Genomic DNA, 22,999 nt, shown 5'->3' with positions numbered 1-22,999 from the left:
GTCCTGATGACCGGTAGGAGCGGGCGCATCACACGCCGTGAGGCACGCCACAAGAACAGCAACAACCAGAGGTGTAATAGGCCGGATCATGGTCCGCCAATTATGTCTGGCGCTACGTCTGGCGCTCGGGATACCCCGACGGCGGCGCCGACACGTCGTCGAGCGCGGCCCGGATCTCGCGCGGCAGCGCGATCTCCTCGGTCTGCAGCGCGCCGAGCAGCTGCCCGACGGTCCGGGCGCCGAGGATGGGCGCGACGACACCCGGCCGGTCCCGGACCCAGGCCAGGGCGACCTCCAGGGGCGACACCCCGAGCCCGCCGGCGGCGGTGGCCACGGCCTCGACGATGCCGGCGCAGCGGTCGTCGAGGTAGGGCGCCACGAACCGCTCGAAGTGCGGCGACGCGGCGCGGGAGTCGGCGGGCACGCCGCTGCGGTACTTCCCGGTGAGCACCCCCCGGCCGAGCGGCGACCACGGCAGCAGCCCGATGCCCAGGGCCGTGGACGCGGGCACGACCTCCCGCTCGATCCCGCGCTCCAGCAGCGAGTACTCCACCTGCGCCGAGACGAGGGGCGTGCGGCCGGGCCAGGCCGCCTGCCAGGTGGCGGCGCGGGCGGTCTGCCAGCCGGAGTAGTTCGAAACGCCCGCGTAGCGGGCCTTTCCGCTGCTCACGGCCGTGTCGATGGCGGAGAGCGTCTCGTCGAGGGGGGTGTCGGGGTCGTAGCCGTGGACCTGCCACAGGTCGACGTAGTCGGTGTCGAGCCGCTGCAGGGACGTGTCGAGCGCGCGCAACAGGTGGCCGCGGGAACCGTCGCGGCGGCGGGTCATGCCGGGGCGCAGGCCGGCCTTGGTGGCGATGACCAGCTCGTCGCGGGGCACGAGCCGGCCCACCAGGGCGCCGATGACCGACTCCGCCTCGCCGTCGGCGTAGACGTCGGCGGTGTCCAGCAGCGTGCCGCCCGCGTCGCGGAACGTCTTGAGCTGGGCGGCCGCATCGTCGGCGTCGGTGTCGCGTCCCCAGGTCATGGTGCCGAGGGCCAGCCGGGATACCGCCAGCCCGCTACGGCCGAGCGGTCGCTGTTGCATGCAAGGAACGATACGGCCGGATCCCGGCGAAGGCGGGTAGGCGGGCCCCGGGCTACCCTGGTGCCGCTCGTGCAGGGTGGCACGGCGTACCCGTGGGAGGCACAAGTGCGACTCGGACTGAACCTCGGCTACCTGTCGTCGTGGAACGACCCGCAGAGCCATCTGGCCATCGCCCAGGAGGCCGAGCGGCTCGGTTTCTCCTGCGTGTGGGTCGCCGAGGCGTACGGGTCGGACGCGCCGTCGCTGCTCGCGTGGATCGCCGGGCAGACCGAGCGCATCGAGCTGGGCTCCGCCGTCTTCCAGATCCCGGCCCGCACCCCCGCCATGGCGGCCATGACCGCGGCGACGATCGACAAGCTGTCGGGCGGCCGGTTCCGCCTCGGCCTCGGCGTGTCGGGACCCCAGGTGTCCGAGGGCTGGCACGGCGTGCGCTTCGGCAAGCCGCTCGCGCGGACCCGGGAGTACATCGACATCATCAACCTGGCGCTCACCCGCAAGGTCGTGCAGTACGACGGCGAGCACTACCGGCTGCCGCTGCCGGACGGCCCCGGCAAGCCGCTCAAGCTGACCCTGCACCCGGTCCGCGACCACGTGCCGGTGTACCTCGCCGCGGTCGGCCCCAAGAACCTCGAGCTCGCGGGCGAGGTGGCCGACGGCTGGCTGGCGATCTTCTTCGCCCCGGAGTACGCGCACGAGCCCGCCGCGTCGATCGCGGCCGGGCGGGCCAAGGCCGGCAAGACGCTCGACGGTTTCGAGATCGCCGCGAGTGTACCGGTGGTGTTCGGCGACGATCCGCAGATGTGCGCCGAGCTGGTCCGTCAGTACGCCGCGCTGTACGTGGGCGGCATGGGCAGCCGCGAGCAGAACTTCTACAACGCCCTCGCCACCCGCATGGGCTACGGCGACGCGGCCCGTGAGGTACAGGACCTCTATCTGGCCAAGCGGCACCGGGACGCGGCCGCGGCCGTACCGTTCGAGTTCATCGACCGCACCTCGCTGCTCGGCCCGGTCGAGCGGGTCGCGGAGCGACTCCAGGCCTACAAGGAGGCCGGCGTGACCGAGATTTCCACGATCATCTTCGGTGACGCCGACTACGGCACCCAGACGCTGCGCCAGCTCGCCTCAGCGTGGGAGAAGGCGGGCCTGTAGGGGTGACCACACTGCTGCTGCTCCGCCACGGCCGGACCACGACGAACGCGACCGGGATCCTCGCCGGCCACCAGCCCGTCGGCCTCGACGAGGTCGGCCGCGCCCAGGCCGTCGCCGTCGGCGAGCGGCTCGCCGCGGCGAAACTACCGCTCAAGGCGGTCGTGTCCAGCCCGCTGCCGCGCTGCCTGGAGACCCTGTCCCTGGCGCTGCCGACGTGGGAGGGCGTCCAGATCGACGACGGCATCGTCGAGTGCCGCTACGGCGACTGGACCGGCCGGCCGCTCAAGGAACTCGCCAAGGAGCCGCTCTGGGCGACCGTCCAGGCCCACCCGTCAGCGGCCGTGTTCCCCGGCGCCGAGGGTGAGTCGATGGCCGAGATGTCGGCCCGGGCGATCACCACGATCCGCGGCTGGGACGCGCGGATCACCGCCGAACACGGCCCCGAAGCGGTCTGGCTCGCCTGCAGCCACGGCGACATCATCAAGGCGATCGTCGCCGACGCGCTCGGCATGCACCTCGACCTGTTCCAGCGCATCGCGGTCGAGCCCGCGTCGGTCACCGTCATCCGGTACACGCCGCTGCGCTCGTTCGTGCTGCGGCTCAACGACACCGGCGGCGATCTGTCCGGGTTTCAGCCGCCCCCGCCGTCGGAGGAGCCACCGTCGTCGGATGCCGCGGTTGGTGGCGGTTCGGGCGGTTCCGTGTGATCTTGACGCCCACGCGGGACGCGAGCGCGCAAGTGCGGATAGAGTTTCGGACATGAGCCACCAGGTGTACGCGTTCGAGCCGCCGGAGCGGTTCGTGGCGGGGACCGTGGGTGCGCCGGGGGAGCGGACCTTCTTTCTGCAGGCGCGCGGCGGCGGCCGCCTGATCAGTGTCGCCCTGGAGAAGGTCCAGGTGTCCCTGCTCGCCGAGAAGCTCGAGGAGCTCCTCCAGGAGGCGCAGCGCCGCTTCGGCGTCGAGCTGCCCGCGGAGCCGGCCGTCGAGACGGCCGACAACGAACCGCTCGACACGCCCCTCGACGAGGAGTTCCGGGTCGGCACGCTCGGCCTGCAGTTCGACGTCGACACCGCCACCGTGGTCATCGAGGCCATCGCCGTCGGCGAGGAAGAGGTCGAGGAGGCCGAGGAGGAGGACGAGGACGAGCTCGCCACCGCCGACCGCGACCGCCTCCGCGTCCGGCTCACCCCGGCCGCGACCCGGGCGTTCATCGAGCGGGCCAAGCGCGTCGTCGCATCCGGCCGCCCGCCGTGCCCGCTGTGCGGGCAGCCCCTCGACGCCCGCGGGCACCTCTGCCCCCGCCACAACGGCTACCGCAGGTAGCGCGCCAGTGCCGGCCCTGCCCGACGACGAGGCGCTGGAGCTGCTGCACCACGGCGAGCTGGAGATCGAGGGCCGCCTCATGGACGCCTCGAACGCCACCCTCCGGGCCGTCATCACCCACGGCGGCCGCACCGCCCACTGCGTCTACAAGCCCGTCGCCGGCGAGCGCCCGCTGTGGGACTTCCCCGACGGCACCCTCGCCGGCCGCGAGTACAGCGCCTGGCTGCTCTCCGAGGCGACCGGCTGGGGCATCGTCCCGCCGACCGTCCTGCGCGACGGCCCGCTCGGGCCGGGCATGTGCCAGCTCTGGATCGACGAGGACCTGCAGAGCGACGACCTGCTCCTCGGTTTCGTTCCGGCGGCCAAGGTACCGAAGGGCTGGCGCCGCATCATGTCCGCGCGCGACGAGCACGGCCGCGCCTACGTGCTCGCCCACGCCGACGACCCGCGCCTGGCCCGGCTCGCCGTCTTCGACGCGGTCGCCAACAACGCCGACCGCAAGGGCGGCCACGTCATCGACACCGTCGACGGCCGGGTCCACGGCGTCGACCACGGCATCTGCTTCCACAGCGAGGACAAGCTGCGCACGGTCCTGTGGGGCTGGGCCGGCCGGCCGCTGCCCGACGAGGCGGTCGAGGTCCTCGAGAAGCTGCGCGCGCAGTACCAGTCCGGCCTGGCCGAGACCCTCTCCGCCCACCTCACCCCCGCCGAGGTGGCCATGGTGTCGGTCCGGATGAACGCGCTGCTGCAGTCCCGCCGCTTCCCGGAACCGGACGAGGACCGCCACGCCATCCCCTGGCCGCCCATCTGACGGCGGGGATCATCACATCCCGCTGCGGTGTGATCCACGGATAGGCTGGGGGCCATGGAGTCCTGGACGGCACCGGCGGTGCCCACGCTGCCCCGCACCGGCACCGGTGCTGCCCCCCTCGCACTGTTCGATTCGGCGCGGCGCGAGACCGCACCGGTCGACGTCGACGGGCGTCCGGCCACCATGTACGTCTGCGGCATCACGCCCTACGACGCGACCCACCTCGGCCACGCCGCCACCATGATCGCGTTCGACCTGGCCAACCGGGTCTGGCGCGACGCCGGGCACGAGGTCGACTACGTCCAGAACGTCACCGACGTCGACGACCCGCTGCTGGAGCGCGCCGCCCGCGACGGCGAGGACTGGGTCGTGCTCGCCATGCGCGAGACCGCGCTGTTCCGCGAGGACATGGAGGCGCTGCGGATCGTCCCGCCGAAGCGCTACGTCGGCGCCGTCGAGTCCATCCCGCAGATCGCCCGCAAGGTCTCCGCGCTGCTCACCTCCGGCCACGCGTACCCGCTCGAGGACGGCACCGGCGACGTGTACTTCTCGGTCGCCACCGCGCCCGGGTTCGGTACCGAGTCGAACCTGTCGCGCACCGAGATGCTCCGCCTCGCCGCCGAGCGCGGCGGCGACCCGCAGCGCGCGGGCAAGCGCGACCCGCTCGACCCGCTGCTCTGGCGCGGCCTGCGCGAGGGCGAGCCCGCCTGGGACGGCGGCGACCTCGGCCCCGGCCGCCCCGGCTGGCACATCGAGTGCGCCGTGATCGCCCAGAGCCTCCTCGGCGACACCATCGACGTGCAGGGCGGCGGCAACGACCTGCTGTTCCCGCACCACGAGTGTTCGGCCGCGCACGCCGAGGCGCTCAGCGGCAAGGCCCCGTTCGCCAGCCACTACGTGCACGCCGGCATGATCGGCCTCGACGGCGACAAGATGTCGAAGAGCAAGGGCAACCTGGTCTTCGTCTCCCGCCTGCGCGGCGACGGCGTGGACCCGATGGCGGTACGCCTGGCGCTGCTCGCCGACCACTACCGCAACGACCGCCAGTGGACCGACGACGTGCTCAAGACCGGCCAGCAGCGCCTGTCCCGCTGGCGCGAGGCGGCCCGCGCCGGCATCGGCCCGTCCGGCGTCGAGCTCCTCGCGCAGCTGCGCGAGCGGCTGGCCGACGACCTCGACTCACCCGGCGCCCTGGCCGCGGTCGACGCCTGGGTCGACGCCACCCTCGCCGACGCAGGCGACGACCGCGAGGCCCCGGCCCTCATGACCGCCGCTGTCGACGCCCTGCTGGGCATCAAGCTGTAGCCCCCACCGGCGCCGGCCTCCCGGCCGGTGCCGCATCCCCCCGGAAACATCGACGCTGGCCTCTGGTCGGACGGTGGCCAGCGTCGATGGCGGGGCGGCTACCGCGCGCCGCGGCTGCCGGGCGCGGCCTCCATCGACAGCCGGAGCGCCTCCAGCAGCCGGGCGGTGGCCGGGGGATCGGGCGGGGCGCCGTAGACCGCCGCGCTCACGTGGCGCTCGCCGCCGGCCAGCGGGACCGTACGCACGGCGGGGGAGCGGTGGGCGCGCAGGGCCAGGTCGGGCAGGATCGTCACGCCCAGGCCGGCCGCCACCAGGGCCTGCACGGCGACGTAGTCGTCCGTCGTGAAGGATATGTCCGGCTCGAACCCGGCGTCCGCGCACCGCTGGAGCAGGCTGCTGCGGCAGCGGTCGCACCCGGCGATCCACCGCGCCTGCGCCAGCGACGGCAGGTCGGCGTCCACGGAGGACGGCGTCACCAGGTGCAGCGGTTCGGCGAACAGCGGCACGAACCGGACCCCGGACACAGCGGCTCCCGTCGCGGCGGTGCCGGCCGTCGCGACGGCCGGACCCGAGGCCGCAATGCCGGTGACCGCCGTTCCGATGACTGCCGCGTCCGCGACCGCCCCGTCCGCGACCGCCGTGCCGGTGGCCGCCGCTTCCGTGGACGTTGCGGGCGGGTAGTCGAAGACGACCGCCACGTCCACCTCCCCTGACCGCAGCAGCGACAGCGCCTCCGGCGGCTCCGCCTCGACCAGGGTCAGCGTCACCGCCGGGAAGTCCGCGGCGAACCGGGCCGCGGCCAGCGGCACGAACGAACCGAGCGCCGACGGGAACGCGGCCAGCCGGACCCGGCCCGCGCGCAGGCCGGCGTGTTCGGCCAGCTCCGCCTCGGCGGCGTCGAGGCGGCCCAGGATCTCCTCGGCCCGCTCGGCCAGGAGCCGTCCCGCCGGGGTCAGCCGCACGCCCCGGCCCGCCCGCTGCAGCAGTTGCGTGCCGGTCTCCGCCTCCAGGCGGGACAGGTGGTGGCTGACCGACGGCTGGGCGTAGTGCAGGGCGGCCGCGGCGGCCGTCACCGAGCCGTGGCGGGCGAGCGCCACGAGCACCCGCAGGCGGGTCACGTCGAGCATGCATCGACGGTACCGATGGAAAACCACAACAACCGGCATTTGATTGATGCGAGCGGGAGCGGCAGCGTGGACGGCATGCTGACGATGACCGACGTCCTGCGCGCGCGGCGGCTGCTCGCGCCGCACCTGCCGCCGACGCCCGCCTGGTCGTACCCGCTGCTCGACGAGGCCGCCGGGCGCACCCTGGTGGTCAAGCACGAGAACACCCAGCCGACCGGCGCGTTCAAGGTCCGCGGCGCGCTCAACCTGCTGCTGACCGACGGCAGCGCCGCGCCGATCGTCACCTACTCGACCGGCAACCACGCGCGGGCCATCGCGTACGCCGCCCGCGCGGCCCGCCGGGAGGCAACGATCGTGATGCCGGTCAAGGCGGCGGAGTTCAAGGTCCGCGCCGTCGAGGCGCTCGGCGCGCGGGTCGACCTGTACGGCGACGACATGGGCGAGGCCGAGGCCCGTGCGAAGGACCTCGCGCGCGAGCTGGAAGCCCGCCTGGTGAGCCCCGGCGACGAGCCGGCCCTGGTCGCCGGGGTCGCCACCGCCTACCTGGAGCTGTTCGAGCAGCACCCGGGCCTCGACACGGTGGTCGTGCCGGTCGGCTCCGGCACCGGCGCGGCCGCGGCCTGCATCGTGGCGAACGCGGTCTCGCCTGCGACGAAGGTCATCGCTGTGCAGTCGGACAGGGCCCCGGCCGCGCACGACTCCTGGCACGCAGGCCGGTGCCTGCAGCGGCCGAACACGACCCGCATCGACGGCCTCGCCACGGGCCGCGGGTTCGACGGGCCGCAGACGATCCTCCGCCAGCGCCTGCACGACTTCGTCGTGGTGACCGACGACGACATCGACGGCGCCCGCAGGCTGCTCGCCCGGCGCGCCCACACCCAGGCCGAGGGCGCCGGTGCCGCCGCGCTCGCCGCGGTACTGCAGCATCCGGCGCTGATGGGAACCCACGTGGCAGTGATCGCGACCGGCGGCAACGCGACCGAGGACGAGCTGGCCGGATAGGTCAAGGGCCGGCCGCCGGGCGCTGGATACCGACCGTTCACCGATTGGTGGACGAATCGGTCAGCGGGGTGGGCAGAGATCGGGTTACGTCGATTGCGCCGGAGAGCCGCCACCTCCGGCAACCCCGCCCCCAGCTCCACTGAAGGAGGTCCTCGTGACCGTCCCCGAAGAGCCAGACACCCCCAAGGTGGGCGACAAGAGCCCCTGGAACTGGCTGCTGTTCGTCCCGATCGTGCTGCCGCTGATCACCGTCTGGTACAACGCCGACAGCCCGCGCATCCTGGGCTTCCCGCGCTTCTACTGGATGCAGCTCGCGATCATCGCCGTCGGCGTGGGCACCACCACGCTCGTCTACCAGATGACGAAGCGGCGGTGACCGGCCGTGTGGCGTGACCATCAGCTCGAGATCGCCGTCTTCGTCATCCTGTTCGTCGGCGTGAGCGCCCTGGGCTTCGTCGCCGCCCGCTGGCGCCGGCCCGACAACCTGCTGCACCTCGACGAGTGGGGACTCGGCGGGCGCAACTTCGGCGCCTGGATCACCTGGTTCCTCGTCGGCGGTGACCTCTACACCGCCTACACCTTCGTCGCGGTACCGGCGCTGCTGTTCGCCTCCGGGGCGGCCGGTTTCTTCGCCGTGCCGTACACCGTCATCATCTATCCGCTCGTGTTCCTGGTCCTGGTGCGGATGTGGTCGGTCTCGCACCGGCACGGGTTCGTCACCCCGGCCGACTTCGTGCGCTCGCGGTTCCAGTCGCCGACCCTCGCGCTGCTCATCGCGATCACCGGGATCGTCGCCACGATGCCGTACATCGCGCTGCAGCTCGTCGGCATCGAGGCCGTGCTCAAGACGATGGGCGTCACCGGCGAGGGCACGATCGCGCGGCACCTGCCGATCATCATCGCGTTCGCGATCCTGGCCGCCTACACCTACAGCAGCGGCCTGCGCGCCCCGGCGCTCATCGCGTTCGTCAAGGACACGCTCATCTACATCGTGATCCTGGTCGCGATCTTCTACCTGCCGTACAAGCTCGGCGGGTGGGGCGCGATCTTCGACGCCGCCGACAAGAAGTTCGACGCCTCACCGGCGCCCGGCGACGGCATCCTGCTCAACGCGAACAACCAGCTGCAGTACATCACCCTCGCCCTCGGCTCGGCGCTGGCGCTGTTCCTCTACCCGCACAGCATCACCGGCGTGCTGGCCAGCCGCAACCGCGACGTCATCAAGCGCAACATGTCCGCGCTGCCGGCGTACTCGCTGCTGCTCGGGCTGATCGCGCTGCTCGGCTACGCGGCGATCGCGGCGGGCGTCACGCCGCTGAAGAACCCCAACGGCACCAACGACAACAACACCGTCGTGCCGCTGCTGTTCGACAAGCTGTTCCCGGACTGGTTCGCCGGGGTCGCCTACGCCGCCATCGGCATCGGCGCGCTGGTGCCGGCGGCCATCATGTCCATCGCCGCGGCGAACCTCTTCACCCGCAACATCTACAAGGAGTACCTCAAGCGCGACGCGACACCGGCCCAGGAGGCCACGGCGTCGAAGCTGATGTCGCTGCTGGTGAAGTTCGGCGCGCTGGTCTTCGTGGTCTTCGTCGACCCGCAGTTCTCGATCGACCTGCAGCTCATCGGCGGGGTCATCATCCTGCAGACCCTGCCGGCCGTGGCGCTGGGCCTGTTCACCCGCTGGTTCCACCGCGGCGCGCTCATCGCCGGATGGGTCGCCGGGATGGGCCTGGGGATGTGGATGCTGTACCAGATCCCGAACGCGGCGACGAAGCGCGCACACTTCGGCGGCTCGGCGTTCCCGCTGAGCGAGTTCGGCTTCGACAGCACGAAGACGATCTACGTCGGGTTCGTCGCGGTCGCGGTGAACCTGGCCGTCGCGGCCCTGCTCACGGTGCTCCTGCGGGCCACCCGCGTGCAGGACGGCGGCGACGGCACCACGTACGCCGACTACTTCGCCGACGAGGGCGACCCGCGCGTGGACGCCACCCCGGAGCGCTCCGTCGCCGCCCCGGACCCGATCACCTGACCCGCTGTGTCCTCGGTGAGCGCCCCGGAACGCGTTCCGGGGCGCTCAACCTCACTCGTCGATCGCCAGCATGCCCGTGGGGACGCCGGCGACCTCGACCTGGCGCCAGATCGAGCGCCAGCGCGGCAGCTCGTGGTAGCGCCGCAGCGCGGCGATGCCGCCCAGCCAGCCGGCCCAGCCCGGGTACGGCGGGTTGGCGGGGTCGAACCCGCTCTGCACCACGGTGAGCCGGGTCCTGCCGTCCGAACCCTCGAGCTCCCAGCTGTCGATCATGCCGTCGGCGTACCGCAGCGTCGCCTTGCGGCCCGGCTCGAACTCGACGAACCTGGCCCCGCCGGGGTCCAGGTCGAACCCGCCCATTGCGAAGCGGCCGCCCACATGGGGCTCGATGTCCACGTTGGCGCCGAACCACCGGCGGAACACCGCCGGCTGGGTCATCGACGCGAACACCTGCTCCGGTGCCGCGTCGATGACGATCGAGGCGTGCAGCTCGCTCGACGTGAAGTCGCACTTCGGGGTCAGCTCGCGGCCGGCCAGATAGTCGGCCAGGTTGGCGATCGCCAGCGCCCAGAAGGTCTGCAGCGCGCCGCGGGGACCGGCGGTGTCGGACAGGACCGCCTCGAAGCTGGGCAGGTCGGTCTGGCTCAGCGTGACCAGCGTGCCGTCCTCGTCCTCGGCCACCTCGAACTGCGCCGTGGTCTCCACCCCGTCCAGGGTCCAGGCGAACCGGATGGTGCGCTCGTCCACGTGCAGCACGCGCTGGTGCGGCTCGGCGCCGTCCGGCGTGCAGCGGCCCCAGAACTCGTACCGGCCGGGCAGGTCGACCTCGGCGTGCTCGGCCAGCCAGACGCGCAGCGCGGCCGGGTCGGTCAGCGCCTCGTACGTGACCTTCAACGGGGCCGGAACGACCGCGCGGAGGCGCAGGTCAGGCTCGGTCATCGGGATCTCCTTTCGGATAGCAGGCGACGGCCAGCCGGAACGCGTCGCCCTCGGCGCCGCCGTAGCGGGTGAACAGGTCCTGCAGCGTCCGCTGCAGCTCGTCGAGGAACGCCGTGCGCTGCTCCGGGCGCACCCGGATGTCCCCGGACACGCCGATCGACGGCAGGTCGGGCCGGGTGAGGTCGAGCGCGGCGACGTCCGCCTGCACGTCCTCCATCAGGTCGACCAGGTAGCCCAGGCTGAGCCGGTCGCGGGTCTGGCGCAGCCCGATCCGGCCCACGAGGCCCGGGGACAGCCAGTAGGACCGGCCGGCCGCCTGGTAGATCCCCTCGTGGATGCCGCGCACCCGGCGCTCGGCCACCTGGCGGACCAGGCCGGCCTCCAGCAGGCGCTTCACGTGGTAGTAGACCCGCTGCGGGGTCTGGTCGAGCTCGACCGACACCTCGGTGCACGACCGGGGCTCGGCGAGCAACCGCAGCACTTCGATCCGCTGCGGCTTGAGCAGGGCCTCGGCCTGCTCGATCTGGTCGAGGTAGACGACGTCTCTCATAGCGAAAACAAGTCTTTACGTAAAAGAATTTTTTGTCAATGGGCCCCGCTACCGTTCGTGCCGCCCGGCGGCGACGCCGCGCCTCAGCCCAGCGCGACGTCCGGCTCGTCGTCCGGCAGGCCCGGCCGCGGGGCGGGGATGCGGTACTCCTCGGTCAGCGACGTCATCGGCCCGGGCCAGGCGGCCTGGGCGACCTCGATGGGCCGGTGCTCCTCGTCGTAGGCGACGTGCAGCAGCACGAGCACGGGCGTGTCCGGCCGGATCTGCAGCAGCTCCGCCTCCTCCCGGCTCGGCAGCCGCGCGCTGACCTGGTCCTTGGCGCTGGTGTACCGCCGGCCGAGCTCGTCCTCGACCTCCTGGTACAGCGGCCGCCCGAAGACGTCGGGCCGCTCGATCGAGGTGCCGCGCACGTCGTTCGGCTTGAACCAGGACGCCCCGACCTCGACCGGCGACTCGCCGGTGCTGACCAGGTGCCGCCGCACCAGCAGCGGGGTCCCGGGATCGACACCGAACGCCTCGGCCACGTCCGCGGGCGCGGGCAGCTGGGCGACGATCATGAGATGTTGGCGGTACCGCGCCGCGAGCTCCGCGTGGTAGCCACGCTCGGACCCGTAACGGCCGCGGGAGAGCCGGTTCATCCGCCGCTTGGTCCCGCGCACGAACGTGCCCGACCCGGGCCGGGTGATGAGCAGCCCCTCGATGCGCAGCTGGTCGATGGTCCGCTGCACGGTCTGCTTGGCCACCCCGAACTGCGTGGCGAGCATCGGGATCGACGGCAGCCGCTCCCCGGGCGCCCAGTCACCCCGATGGATACGGGCCCGCAGCTGCGCGGCGATCTGCCGGTGCGGGAACTCGGCGGCCCCCGGATTCACGGTCATGGGGCCCAAACTAGCCTCCTAGGATGCTCTACGCAACGTGCTCTGCGGCAATCGGGCTCAGCCGCGCGAGCCCGGCACCGCAGGCCGCGACCGCCCTGCGCCGAACCGGTCCGCGTCTGCTTCGGCTTGGTGACGTACCGATCGCCGACCTTCACGACGTGCTTGGTGACATCCGCAGTGCTCAGGCGATCCCGAGCAGCGGGCGGAGGGCCTCCAGGTCCGCCTGCCGGGCCCGTACCGCCCAATCCGCGACGGACAGGGCCGGCTCGCCCCACCCCGCCGAGGACTCGTCGGTCGTGTCGGTCCGCGCCCCCGCCTCGACCAGCACGCGGATCACCGCAACGCTGCCCATCCCGTGGACGGCGGCGAACAGCGGAGTGATGCCGTGGGCGTCCCGGGCGTCCACGTCCAGGCCGGCGGCCAGCAGGCGGCGGACCAGGCCGGGGTCGTCCAGGTGCGCCGCCAGGTGCAGCAGCGTGCGACCCCCGTCGTCGCGGACGTGCGGGTCGAGCCCCGCGTTGAGCAGCGCCGTCACGCCCTCGGTGTCGCCGTGCAGGGCCCGCTGCATCAGCTCCCGGCGCAGCTCCCGCAGACGCCGGGGGAGCCGGCCGGTGCCGGAGCGCCACCGTGCCGCGACCGCGAAGCAGCCGTCGGCGGTGCCGCCCAGGGCCTGCAGGGCGGCCTCGCGCCGCTGCTCGTCGTCGCCGTGCGGGATTCGCGTCGCGCCGCCATCCATGCGGACCTCGTGCCACTCGCCCCGGCAGCGCACGCGGACCGGCTCGGGCGGCACCGGCCCGGGGGCGCCGGCCGGCCGCCGGCCGGCTGTGGGGAAGAACGCGGCGTGCACCAGCGGGTGCAGTTCGCCCGGGGTCAGCAGGCCGAGCCGCAACAGCAGGGCGTCGATGGGCAGGCCGAGCCGGTCCAGCGCCACGTACGGCCCTCCGCCGTCGTCGGGGTGCCACACGGGGACCTTCAACCGCATGCGTTCGGCCGTGACCTGCTCGAACGCCAGGATCGTCGTACCGGCGAACCCGGCCCACACCCGGTCGCCGCCGGAGTCCGCGCCGATCCGGCGGACCTCGCGAACCAGGTCCGGCAGCCGGCACCAGAAGCCCGCCGTCAGCACCTCGAGCCGTGCCCCGTAAGGCGGGGGCACGTCGGGGACGTCGACGCCGACCAGGTCCCACGCCTCGCTCAGGAAGCCTGCGTCCTGCAGGTGCTGGACCAGCGTGTCCGTCGCGGTTACCGACGGCTCGACGCGGCGGCCGGTCGGGTCGAAGCCGGGCACCTGGTCCAGGCCGTACCAGGTCAGCAGCTCACCGGCGCGGTTCGCGTCCCACAGGTGCCGCTGCCCGGACAGGTCGTCCGGCGCGTACCAGGACCCGACCCCGTGGGGGCGCGCGCGGTCGGCGACGTCGTGGTCGTCGACGAACAGCGACAGCCGCTGCCGGGCGTACCCGGTGCGGGGGCTGCCGGCGTAGAGCACCGGCCCGTCGCCGCCGTAGCGGGCCAGCACCGACAGCCGCCGCGGCGACAGCGCGGTCTTGCCGGTCGAGGGCCGCCGCGGCAGGTGCCAGCGCAGGAGGTCCGGGGCGAGACACCGCACGTCGTTCTCGACCCGGGCGGCGACGTCCGCGCCGTACCGGCCGGCCACCGCGGCGAGGTCGACGTCCGCCGCCATACCTGCGGCGGCGCAGGCACCCCGCCAGTCACCGGCGAGGCGGCGTTCGGTGGCCTGGCGGATCATCGTGGGTGGCACCGCGTACCGCCGCACCGTGCGCCAGCCGCGCAGCGCCGACATGCTGAGGATCACCGGGACACGCTAGCGAGCTTCGGAGGAGGACGAGCAGGAGGCGGCGCGGGGCCAGGTGGCGAAGCCGGCCGGAATCGAACCGGCGTCCTCCATCCTGAAGAGACGGCGCGACGACCTCTGCGCTACAGCTTCGCCGCGGCCGAATATACACAGCGCGAATCGGGAACAAGTGCGCCACATTCTGGGAAGTGGCTACGGAGGCATGGGACACCGGCTCGTAATGTGGGCGCCATGCAGGTGACTCAGTCCGCGAAGCTGGCCAACGTCTGTTACGACATCCGCGGACCGGTCATGGCCGCCGCGAAGCAGATGGAGGCCGAAGGCCACCACATCCTGAAGCTCAACATCGGCAACCCCGCCCCGTTCGGGTTCGACGCGCCGGAGGAGATTCTCCAGGACGTCATCCTCAACCTGCCGTCCGCCCACGGGTACGGCGACTCGAAGGGCCTGCTGTCCGCCCGCCGCGCGGTCGTGCAGTACTACCAGCAGAAGAAGGTCTACGGCGTCGACATCGAGGACGTGTACCTCGGCAACGGCGTCTCCGAGCTCATCGTCATGGCCCTGCAGGCCCTGCTCGACAACGGCGACGAGGTGCTGATCCCGTCGCCGGACTACCCGCTGTGGACCGCGTCGGTGAGCCTGTGCGGCGGCAAGGCCGTGCACTACGTGTGCGACGAGACCAACGACTGGCTGCCCGACCCCGACGACATCGAGGCGAAGGTGACGGCCCGCACCCGGGCGATCGTCATCATCAACCCGAACAACCCGACGGGTGCGGTCTACTCGCGGGAGATGGTCGAGCGGATCACCGAGGTCGCCCGCCGGCACAACCTGCTGGTCTTCTCCGACGAGATCTACGACAAGATCCTCTACGACGACACGGTCCACGTCTCGACCGCGGCCGTCGCCCCCGACCTGCTGACGATCACCTTCAACGGCCTGTCGAAGGCCTACCGGGTGGCCGGCTTCCGCACCGGCTGGATGGTGCTCGCCGGGCCGAAGAAGCATGCCAGCAGCTACATCGAGGGCCTGGACATCCTGGCCAACATGCGGCTGTGCCCGAACGTGCCGACCCAGCACGCCGTGCAGACGGCCCTCGGGGGGTACCAGAGCATCAACGACCTGATCCTGCCCGGTGGCCGCCTGCTCGCCCAGCGCGACACCGCCTGGAAGCTACTGAACGAGATCCCGGGCGTGAGCTGCGTGAAGCCCAAGGGCGCGCTGTACATGTTCCCGCGCATCGACCCCGAGGTACACCCGATCAAGGACGACCTGCAGTTCGCGCTGGACCTGCTGCGGCAGGAGAAGCTCATGGTCGTGCAGGGCACCGGCTTCAACTGGCACAATCCCGACCATTTCCGCATCGTGACCCTGCCGCGGGTCGCCGACCTCACGGACGCGGTCGGCCGGATCGGCCGCTTCCTGTCCACGTACCGGCAGGTGTGACAGCGGGCCGGCTCTGCGGAGCCGGCCCCTACCAGGCGCCCGTCGCGGAGGGCCCGGCCTGGCCGCCGCGGCGGCGCAGGTACTTCTCGAACTCCTGGGCGATCTCGTCGCCGGACAGCGGCTGCAGGCCCGCGTCGCCGGCGCGTTCCTCCAGCTCACGGACGTACTCCGCGAGCTCCGCGTCCTGCTCGGCGGCCTGCTTGAGCCGCTCCTCCCACTCCGCGGACTGCTTGGCCAGGTCGCCGGTCGGCACCGGCAGGTCCAGGACCTCCTCGACCCGGTGCAGCAGGGCCAGGGTCGCCTTCGGGCAGGGCGGGTTGTTCGCGTAGTGCGGCACGTGCACCCAGAACGAGATCGCCTCCAGGTCGGCGCGCGCGCAGGCGTCGTGCAGCACGCCGACGATGCCGGTCGGCCCCTCGTAGCGGGTCGGGGTGAGGCCGAGGCGCTCGGCCGCCTCGCTCGACGTGCGCGACGGGGCGGAACCGCTCACCGGCAGCGCGCGGGTGTAGGGCACGTCGGCGAGCAGCGCGCCGAGCAGCACGATCCGGCTCACCTCGAGGCTGTGGCAGACCTCGAGGATCTCCTCGCAGAACGTGCGCCAGCGCATGCTGGGCTCGATGCCGCGGATCAGGACGATGTCACGCTCCGCGTTCGGCGGGGTGGCCACCGAGAACCGCGTGGTCGGCCACTCGATGCGCCGGGTCTCGCCCTCCGACATCAGCACCGTCGGCCGGTTGACCTGGAAGTCGTAGAAGTCCTCCGGGTCGAGCGCGGCGATCGGATCGGCGCCCCACTCCTGCTCGAGATGCTCGACGACGGCGGTCGACGCGTCGGCAGCGTCGTTCCACCCTTCGAACGCGGCGATCGCGACAGGGGAGCGCAGCACGGGCAGGCCGTCGAACTCGGTCACGGTCCCAGCCTACGTGGGCCGCCGCCGGATGGCTTGCCGGCCGCGCGGGTCCGTCCGAGTCGACTGCGCCCACATATGATCCTTATGTACGATCCGGAAGTGCGCAGTGGACTCCGTGCTGGACCCTGGGCCTGGCTGATTTCCTTTCTCGCCTTCTTCCTGACGTTCGGTGCCTGGGCCTTCGCGATGCCCTACGACGCGCCGCCCGACGAGGTGCAGCACAGCATCCGCGCGGCCGGCGTGGCGTCCTTCGACCCGGGCCAGATCTTCGCCCGGCCGCGGGTCGTCCCGGACGCCTTCGGCAAGCCCGGCATGGGGGCCTACCAGCGCGTTCCCGTCGGCATGAACGAGCACGCCACCTGCTTCGGCAACCACCAGAAGGTCTCCGCCGCCTGCTCGCCGGGCATCCGGGGCGGCCCGATCGGCGAGGTGTCCACGAGCGCCGGGCGCTACAACCCGCTGTACTACTTCATCGTCGGTCCGCCGCTGCGCTGGTTCCCGAACTGGGGCGGGCTGGTCGCGGCCCGGCTGATCAGTTCGGCGGTGTGCGCGGCGCTGCTGGCCTCGGCGTTCGTGTGCCTGGTGCGCTGGTCGCGGTTCGGCCTGCCGGCCGCCACCCTGCTGACCGTCACCACGCCGATGCTCGCCCACCTGGCCGGCGGCATCAACCCGAACTCGGTGGAGATCTCGGCCGGCATCGCGTTCTTCGCCGCCGGCATTCCGCTGCTGCTCGACCCGCCCGACTTCCGCAAGCGCGGGCACATCACCTTGATGGGGATTTCCGCGGTACTGCTGCTGAGCCTGCGCTCGGCCGGACCGGCGTGGCTGGCGTTCGGCCTGTTCGCGCTGCTGGTGCCGGTGCGCTGGGCGTGGCTGCGGGAGTGGTGCTCGCTCACCCGCACCAGGTGGTGGATCGTCGGCGTGTCCGTCGCCGGCCTGTCGTCGGTCGCGTGGATCGTCGGCATGAAGACCGGTGAGCTGGTCGTCCCGCCGCCCGGCACGTACAACCTGAGGGTCGGTGAGGCGATCGCGCTCTACACCGACAACTGGTGGGAGTACGTGATCGGCATGATCGGCGTCGCCGGCTGGTTCGACACGTTCCTGTGGACGCCGTTCTACCTGGTGTGGATCGCGGTGGTCGGCGGCCTCGTCGCCTTCGGCGCGATCTTCACCGACTGGGTGACCCGCTGGCGCTACGCGGTGTTCTTCGCCGGTGGCGTGGTGCTGCCCGGCTATCTGCAGGTCAGCCAGGCGAACCTGGTGGGCTTCATCACCCTCGGGCGGTACATGATGCCGCTGCTGGCCGGTCTGCCGCTGCTGGCCGCGTGGATGCTGGAGCGGGAGCACCGCGGCCGGCCGGAGCTGTTCGACGCGCGGCGCACCCGCAGCCTCACCCGCGCCTACGTGCTGCTGCTGGTGCCGATCCACCTGGCGCTGCTGGTCTTCGCGATGGTCCGCTGGCAGCGGGGCCTGTCGCCGAACGCGGGCCTGGGCCGGTTCAACCCGTTCGTCGGCGACTGGCACCCGCCGACCGGCTCGGTGCTGCCGCTGGTGCTCATGGTGGCCGGCCTGGTCTGGACCGGGTGGGTGTTCCTGCAGGTCCCGCACGACGAGCGGCTGCCCGGGCAGGACGAGCCCGGCAGCGGCGAATCGGCGCACGTCCCGTACTACCGGGCAGATCGGGATGGTCCACCTATTCTCCGACAGGGTGGGGTAAACCCGGATCGGGTCGGGTCGTCCCTGCCCGAGGCCGACGGAACATCGCCGTCCCGATAGCCTTTGGGTATGGCGGACACGTTTCTGACGACGCTGCGCGAGCGGGTGCTGCTCGCTGACGGCGCGATGGGCACCATGCTGCAGGCCGCGGACCTGACCCTCGACGACTTCGAGGGGCATGAAGGCTGCAACGAGGTGCTCAACGTGACCCGCCCCGACGTGGTGCGCGGGGTGCACGAGGCGTACTTCGCGGCCGGCTCGGACGCGGTGGAGACCAACACGTTCGGCGCCAACCTCGCCAACCTCGGTGAGTACGGCATCGAGTCGCGGATCCGCGAGCTGTCCGAGGCCGGCGCGCGGCTGGCCCGGGCCGCCGCCGACGCGCACAGCACCCCCGGCCGGCCGCGGTTCGTGCTCGGGTCGATCGGCCCCGGCACCAAGCTGCCGACGCTCGGCCACGCGCCGTTCCGGTCGCTGCGCGACGCGTACTTCGACAACGCGGCCGGCCTCATCGAGGGCGGCGCCGACGCGCTGATCATCGAGACGTGCCAGGACCTGCTGCAGACCAAGTCGGCGATCATCGGCTCGCAGCGGGCCATGGCCTCGACCGGCCGGGTCGTGCCGATCATCTGCCACGTGACGGTCGAGACGACCGGGACGATGCTGCTCGGCTCGGAGATCGGCGCGGCGCTCACCGCCCTCGAGCCGCTCGGGGTCGACCTCATCGGGCTCAACTGCGCGACCGGGCCCGCCGAGATGAGCGAGCATCTGCGGTACCTCGCCCAGCACGCGAAGGTGCCCGTCTCCGTCATGCCGAACGCGGGCCTGCCGCAGCTCACGGCGCAGGGCGCGTACTACCCGCTGTCCCCGGACGAGCTGGCCGAGGCCCTGGAGCGCTTCGTCGTCGACTACGGGGCGGGGCTCGTCGGCGGCTGCTGCGGCACCACGCCCGAGCACATCGCGGCGGTCGCGCAGCGGCTCGGCGCGCAGGCGCCGCACGCGCGGGTCCCGCAGGCCGAGCCGGGCGTGGCGAGCATCTACCACCACGTGCCGTTCCAGCAGGACGCCAGCATCCTCATGGTCGGCGAGCGGACCAACGCCAACGGCTCGAAGGCGTTCCGCGAGGCGATGCTCGCCGCCGACTACCAGACCTGCCTGGAGATCGCCCGCCAGCAGGCCCGCGACGGTTCCCACATGCTGGACCTCAACATCGACTACGTGGGCCGCGACGGCGCAGCCGACATGCGCGAGCTGGCCGGCCGGTTCGCCACCGCCTCGACCCTGCCGATCATGCTCGACTCGACCGAGCCCGAGGTCATCGAGGCCGGCCTGGAGATGCTCGGCGGCCGGTGCATCGTCAACTCGGTCAACTACGAGGACGGCGACGGCCCCGGCTCCCGGTTCGCGCGGATGATGCCGCTGGTCAAGGAGCACGGCGCCGCGGTCGTGGCGCTCACCATCGACGAGGAGGGCCAGGCCCGCACCGCCGAGTGGAAGGTCCGGGTGGCGAGCCGCCTCATCGACGACCTCACCGGCCAGTGGGGGATGGCCGTCGAGGACATCCTGGTCGACTGCCTGACGTTCCCGATCACGACGGGGCAGGAGGAGGTCCGCCGCGACGGCATCGAGACGATCGGGGCGATCCGCGAGATTTCCCAGTTGTACCCCGGGATCAACTTCACCCTGGGTATCTCCAACGTCTCCTTCGGCATCAACCCGGCCGCCCGCCAGGTGCTCAACTCGGTCTTCCTGCACGAGTGCCAGCAGGCCGGGCTCACCAGCGCGATCGTGCACGCGTCGAAGATCCTGCCGATGAACAAGATCCCCGAGGAGCAGCGCACGGTCGCGCTGGACCTCGTCTACGACCGCCGCGCCGAGGGCTACGACCCGCTGCAGGCGTTCATCACGCTGTTCGAGGGCGTCGACGTCGCCTCGGCCCGGGCGTCGCGCGCCGAGGAGCTCGCCGCGCTGCCCCTCGACGAGCGGCTCAAGCGGCGCATCATCGACGGCGAGCGCAACGGCCTGGAGGCCGACCTCGACACGGCCCTGGCCGGCCGGCCCGCCCTCGAGATCATCAACGACGTGCTGCTCGACGGCATGAAGACCGTCGGCGAGCTGTTCGGCTCCGGCCAGATGCAGCTGCCGTTCGTGCTGCAGTCGGCCGAGGTCATGAAGGCCGCCGTCGCGTACCTCGAACCGCACATGGAGAAGGCCGACGACGACGCCGGCAAGGGCCGCATCGTGCTCGCCACGGTCAAGGGCGACGTCCACGACATCGGCAAGAACCTCGTCGACATCATCCTGTCCAACAACGGCTACGAGGTCATCAACATCGGCATCAAGCAGCCGATCTCGGCGATCCTGGAGCAGGCCGAGGCCAAGGACGCCGACGCGATCGGCATGTCCGGCCTCCTCGTCAAGTCCACGGTGATCATGAAGGAGAACCTGGAGGAGATGAACGCCCGCGGCGTCGCCGGCCGCTGGCCGGTGCTGCTGGGCGGGGCGGCGCTGACCCGCGCCTACGTCGAGGACGACCTGTCGGCCGTGTACCAGGGCCAGGTCCACTACGCCCGGGACGCCTTCGAGGGCCTGTCACTCATGGACCGGGTGATGACGGCGAAGCGCGGCGGCGCGCCGGTCGTCGACGAGGCGCGCGAGGCGGCCCTGGCCGCCCGCCGCGAGCGCCGGGCCCGCACCGTTGCCGACCGCGACGACCTGCCGGCTCTGGATGACGCCTCGGTGCGTTCGGACATCACCGAGGACTTCGCCGTCCCGGCCGCGCCGTTCTTCGGCACGCGCGTCGTCAAGGGCATCCCCCTGGCCGACTACGCGGCGATGCTCGACGAGCGGGCCACGTTCCTCGGCCAGTGGGGCCTGCGCGGCGCCCGCGGCGGCACCGGCCCCTCCTACGAGGAGCTCGTCGAGACCGAGGGCCGGCCGAGGCTGCGGTACTGGCTGGACCGCCTCGCCTCGGACCGGGTCCTGGAGGCGGCCGTCGTCTACGGCTACTTCCCCTGCTACTCCGAGGGCAACGACCTCGTCGTCCTGGACGAGAACGGCCACAGCGAACGGGCCCGCTTCTCCTTCCCCCGCCAGCGCCGCGACCGCCGCCTGTGCATCGCCGACTTCTTCAAGCCCCGCTCGTCGGGCGAGCTGGACGTCATCGGCATGCAGCTGGTGACGGTCGGCCAGCCGGTCTCGGACTACACCGCGAAGCTGTTCGCCGAGAACGCGTACCGCGACTACCTCGAGGTACACGGCCTGTCGGTCCAGCTGACCGAGGCCCTGGCCGAGTACTGGCACAAGCGCGTCCGCGAGGAGCTCGTCCTGCCCGACGGCCGCCCGCTCGCCGCCGAGGACCCCGCCGACCTGGACGGCCTGCTGCGCACCGAGTTCCGCGGCTGCCGCTACAGCTTCGGCTACCCGGCCTGCCCGGACCTGGAGGACCGCGCCAAGACGGTGGCCATGCTGCGCCCGGACCGCATCGGCGTCTCCCTGTCGGAGGAGTTCCAGTTGGTCCCCGAGCAGGCCACGGACGCGATCATCATCCACCACCCGGACGCGTCCTACTTCAACGCCAAGTAGGATCTTGGGCTTTCGCGCCGCCTGTGACCTGCGCCCTTACGCTGAAGATACTTCCGCGGGGCTGCATCCGGGGCACAGGCGGCGCGAATACGTCATCGATCGCGGCCCGGTCGAGCGAGCCCATGGCTACGCCATCAACCTGTCTTCGTCCAGACTCCGCACCGGGCCGTCTCGAAGTCTTGTCCCGCCTTCAGCGTGACCCTCAGGTTCCCGCCGCCGATGTGGTTGTCGATGATGTCAGAGCCGTTGGTGCCTGACTTGTAGATCGCCCAGTAGCAGTTCGAGCCGGCCCCGACGACCTTGTAGTTGCCGGCGGGGATGTCCTCGCCGACGGTCCAGGTGCCGTCATCGATGGTGGCCGCCGGCGGTGGCGGAGGGGCGGCGGGGACGTTGTGGCCGCGGGCGTTGGTGAGGCGGTCGTGGCGGCTGGCGCGGCAGCGGTGACCGTCACGTAGACGGTGCTGGGTGCCGGTGTGGCAGCTGCGGCGAGCTCTCCGGGTTCGTCCTTCGTGCCGCCGCTAGCGATGGCTGGTGCGTGTCGATTGCCGGGCCGTCGTCATCAAACGGACGTCCGACTCCGGCAATTCGCGGCAGCTGCGCCTGACCTCACGTGAACAGAGGGTATGGTCACGGTCACCGGCTCCGCCTCGCCGGGCCTCCGCGCCGAAGATGCTCGGTGACTTCGGCGATGTCCATCCCGAATGTCTCCGCGATCAGGTTGGCTGACGGCAACGTAATACGTGTCATACGCTCGGCGTCGTGACGGTCTTGCTGTTGCGGATGCCAGCGCCTGACGAGCCGCCCGCGAAGCTCCTCGACGTGAGCATCGCCGAGGTGGCCGAAGCGTTGGAGGCTCCGCTGCACGACCAGTTACGCGTCCGAATCGACAAGGATGTGCTCGCGGTTTACTCCGTGACCGCGGACCACCGGGCCATCGGCGTCCTGCTGTACCGGCAGGACGACTCCTTTGTGTGGCGGGTCGCGCGAGCAAAGCCGATGAGCGGCGTCGAGTTCGAGACCTGGCTCGGGAGGAACCGTGATGAGTGAGCTGCCGGACTTCAGCACCATGACCAAGGAAGAGATCGGCGACTGGTTCCTGACCAACGACACCAGTGCGCTGATCGCGGCGGCCCAGCCGGCCGCCGAGCCGATGGTGCAGGTCGACGAGCATGAGGCCCCGATCATGCGGCCGGCCACGTTCCGGTTGCCGCCGTCGATGATCGAGTGGCTGGAGCAGGCGGCGGGCCGCGACCGCGAGGGGAAGTCGGGCATTGTCCGCCGGGCGCTCCAGGAGTACCGCGAACGTCACTTCGGCACGGCCGCCTGAAC

The 22,999-nt window shown here is 71.9% G+C and carries 20 protein-coding genes and 1 tRNA gene; 13 read left to right on the top strand and 8 right to left on the bottom strand.

Annotated elements, in window-relative coordinates; all coding sequences use genetic code 11:
* Positions 1-112: 112 nt before the first annotated feature.
* On the bottom strand, positions 113-1,084 hold the full coding sequence (locus ABZS66_RS31800; protein ID WP_354764125.1) for an aldo/keto reductase: 972 nt from the start codon (positions 1,082-1,084) through the stop codon (positions 113-115).
* Positions 1,085-1,189: 105 nt separating this feature from the next.
* Between ABZS66_RS31800 and ABZS66_RS31795 the strand changes: the two genes are divergently transcribed.
* Genes ABZS66_RS31795 through mshC form a run of 5 tightly spaced genes read left to right on the top strand, consistent with a single transcriptional unit; the run spans position 1,190 to position 5,672 of the window.
* Positions 1,190-2,233 carry an LLM class F420-dependent oxidoreductase gene (locus ABZS66_RS31795; protein WP_354764123.1) on the top strand — a complete coding sequence of 348 codons (1,044 nt, stop codon included), beginning with the start codon at positions 1,190-1,192 and terminating at the stop codon, positions 2,231-2,233.
* A 2-nt stretch (positions 2,234-2,235) separates the two neighbouring features.
* Complete coding sequence (locus tag ABZS66_RS31790; RefSeq protein ID WP_354764121.1) at positions 2,236-2,940, top strand: histidine phosphatase family protein; 705 nt, start codon at positions 2,236-2,238, stop codon at positions 2,938-2,940.
* Positions 2,941-2,992: 52 nt separating this feature from the next.
* Entirely contained in the window at positions 2,993-3,556 is a 564-nt protein-coding gene (locus ABZS66_RS31785; protein WP_354764119.1) for a DUF3090 domain-containing protein, read from the top strand.
* Positions 3,557-3,563: 7 nt separating this feature from the next.
* Positions 3,564-4,367, top strand: coding sequence for an SCO1664 family protein (locus ABZS66_RS31780; protein ID WP_354764117.1), 804 nt, complete (start codon positions 3,564-3,566; stop codon positions 4,365-4,367).
* A gap of 54 nt (positions 4,368-4,421) precedes the next feature.
* Positions 4,422-5,672, top strand: a complete 1,251-nt coding sequence (gene mshC / locus ABZS66_RS31775; protein ID WP_354764115.1) for a cysteine--1-D-myo-inosityl 2-amino-2-deoxy-alpha-D-glucopyranoside ligase — start codon at positions 4,422-4,424, stop codon at positions 5,670-5,672.
* Between the two features lie 98 nt (positions 5,673-5,770).
* On the opposite strand, the gene ABZS66_RS31770 is transcribed toward mshC, so the two are convergent.
* Complete coding sequence (locus tag ABZS66_RS31770; protein ID WP_354764113.1) at positions 5,771-6,799, bottom strand: LysR family transcriptional regulator; 1,029 nt, start codon at positions 6,797-6,799, stop codon at positions 5,771-5,773.
* Positions 6,800-6,874: 75 nt separating this feature from the next.
* On the opposite strand from ABZS66_RS31770, the gene ABZS66_RS31765 reads away from it, so the two are divergent.
* From ABZS66_RS31765 to mctP, 3 genes are all read left to right on the top strand, one after another.
* Complete coding sequence (locus tag ABZS66_RS31765; RefSeq protein WP_354764111.1) at positions 6,875-7,801, top strand: pyridoxal-phosphate dependent enzyme; 927 nt, start codon at positions 6,875-6,877, stop codon at positions 7,799-7,801.
* Between the two features lie 154 nt (positions 7,802-7,955).
* Positions 7,956-8,177 carry a DUF3311 domain-containing protein gene (locus ABZS66_RS31760; protein ID WP_354764109.1) on the top strand — a complete coding sequence of 74 codons (222 nt, stop codon included), beginning with the start codon at positions 7,956-7,958 and terminating at the stop codon, positions 8,175-8,177.
* Positions 8,178-8,183: 6 nt separating this feature from the next.
* Positions 8,184-9,833: a monocarboxylate uptake permease MctP gene (gene mctP / locus ABZS66_RS31755; protein ID WP_354764107.1), complete on the top strand. Its 1,650-nt coding sequence runs from the start codon at positions 8,184-8,186 to the stop codon at positions 9,831-9,833.
* 51 nt (positions 9,834-9,884) lie between these two features.
* Here the strand turns inward: mctP and ABZS66_RS31750 are convergent, their stop codons facing one another.
* From ABZS66_RS31750 to ABZS66_RS31730, 5 genes are all read right to left on the bottom strand, one after another.
* The gene (locus ABZS66_RS31750) at positions 9,885-10,772 is read right to left on the bottom strand and encodes an SRPBCC domain-containing protein (protein WP_354764105.1); all 888 of its coding nucleotides are present in this window, start codon (positions 10,770-10,772) and stop codon (positions 9,885-9,887) included.
* Positions 10,759-11,322 carry a helix-turn-helix domain-containing protein gene (locus tag ABZS66_RS31745; protein WP_354764103.1) on the bottom strand — a complete coding sequence of 188 codons (564 nt, stop codon included), beginning with the start codon at positions 11,320-11,322 and terminating at the stop codon, positions 10,759-10,761. Before ABZS66_RS31745 ends, ABZS66_RS31750 begins: the two co-directional genes overlap by 14 nt.
* Positions 11,323-11,405: 83 nt before the next feature.
* Complete coding sequence (locus tag ABZS66_RS31740) at positions 11,406-12,200, bottom strand: GntR family transcriptional regulator (RefSeq protein ID WP_354764101.1); 795 nt, start codon at positions 12,198-12,200, stop codon at positions 11,406-11,408.
* Between the two features lie 181 nt (positions 12,201-12,381).
* Entirely contained in the window at positions 12,382-14,001 is a 1,620-nt protein-coding gene (locus ABZS66_RS31735) for an ankyrin repeat domain-containing protein (RefSeq protein ID WP_354764144.1), read from the bottom strand.
* A gap of 68 nt (positions 14,002-14,069) precedes the next feature.
* Positions 14,070-14,145 (bottom strand) — tRNA-Glu (locus tag ABZS66_RS31730).
* A gap of 99 nt (positions 14,146-14,244) precedes the next feature.
* Here ABZS66_RS31730 and ABZS66_RS31725 point away from each other — a divergent pair.
* Positions 14,245-15,459, top strand: a complete 1,215-nt coding sequence (locus ABZS66_RS31725) for a pyridoxal phosphate-dependent aminotransferase (RefSeq protein ID WP_354764099.1) — start codon at positions 14,245-14,247, stop codon at positions 15,457-15,459.
* 28 nt (positions 15,460-15,487) lie between these two features.
* On the opposite strand, the gene ABZS66_RS31720 is transcribed toward ABZS66_RS31725, so the two are convergent.
* Positions 15,488-16,369, bottom strand: a complete 882-nt coding sequence (locus tag ABZS66_RS31720; RefSeq protein WP_354764097.1) for a PAC2 family protein — start codon at positions 16,367-16,369, stop codon at positions 15,488-15,490.
* Between the two features lie 99 nt (positions 16,370-16,468).
* Here ABZS66_RS31720 and ABZS66_RS31715 point away from each other — a divergent pair, with 99 nt between their 5' ends.
* The 4 genes from ABZS66_RS31715 to ABZS66_RS31700 all read left to right on the top strand — a co-directional run bounded on the left by ABZS66_RS31715 (position 16,469) and on the right by ABZS66_RS31700 (position 22,997).
* Positions 16,469-18,145, top strand: coding sequence for a DUF2142 domain-containing protein (locus ABZS66_RS31715; protein ID WP_354764095.1), 1,677 nt, complete (start codon positions 16,469-16,471; stop codon positions 18,143-18,145).
* Between the two features lie 9 nt (positions 18,146-18,154).
* Complete coding sequence (metH, locus tag ABZS66_RS31710) at positions 18,155-21,670, top strand: methionine synthase (protein ID WP_354764093.1); 3,516 nt, start codon at positions 18,155-18,157, stop codon at positions 21,668-21,670.
* A 759-nt stretch (positions 21,671-22,429) separates the two neighbouring features.
* On the top strand, positions 22,430-22,717 hold the full coding sequence (locus ABZS66_RS31705; RefSeq protein ID WP_354764091.1) for a hypothetical protein: 288 nt from the start codon (positions 22,430-22,432) through the stop codon (positions 22,715-22,717).
* Positions 22,710-22,997, top strand: coding sequence for a hypothetical protein (locus ABZS66_RS31700; RefSeq protein ID WP_354764090.1), 288 nt, complete (start codon positions 22,710-22,712; stop codon positions 22,995-22,997). The genes ABZS66_RS31705 and ABZS66_RS31700 overlap by 8 nt, the downstream gene beginning before the upstream one ends.
* Positions 22,998-22,999 lie beyond the last annotated feature (2 nt).

It is taken from the genome of Dactylosporangium sp. NPDC005572, assembly GCF_040605515.1.
Taxonomy (GTDB): Bacteria; Actinomycetota; Actinomycetes; order Mycobacteriales; family Micromonosporaceae; genus Dactylosporangium.
The sequence above is the reverse complement of the archived record's forward strand: the minus strand, read 5'-3'. Positions and strand labels throughout refer to the sequence as shown.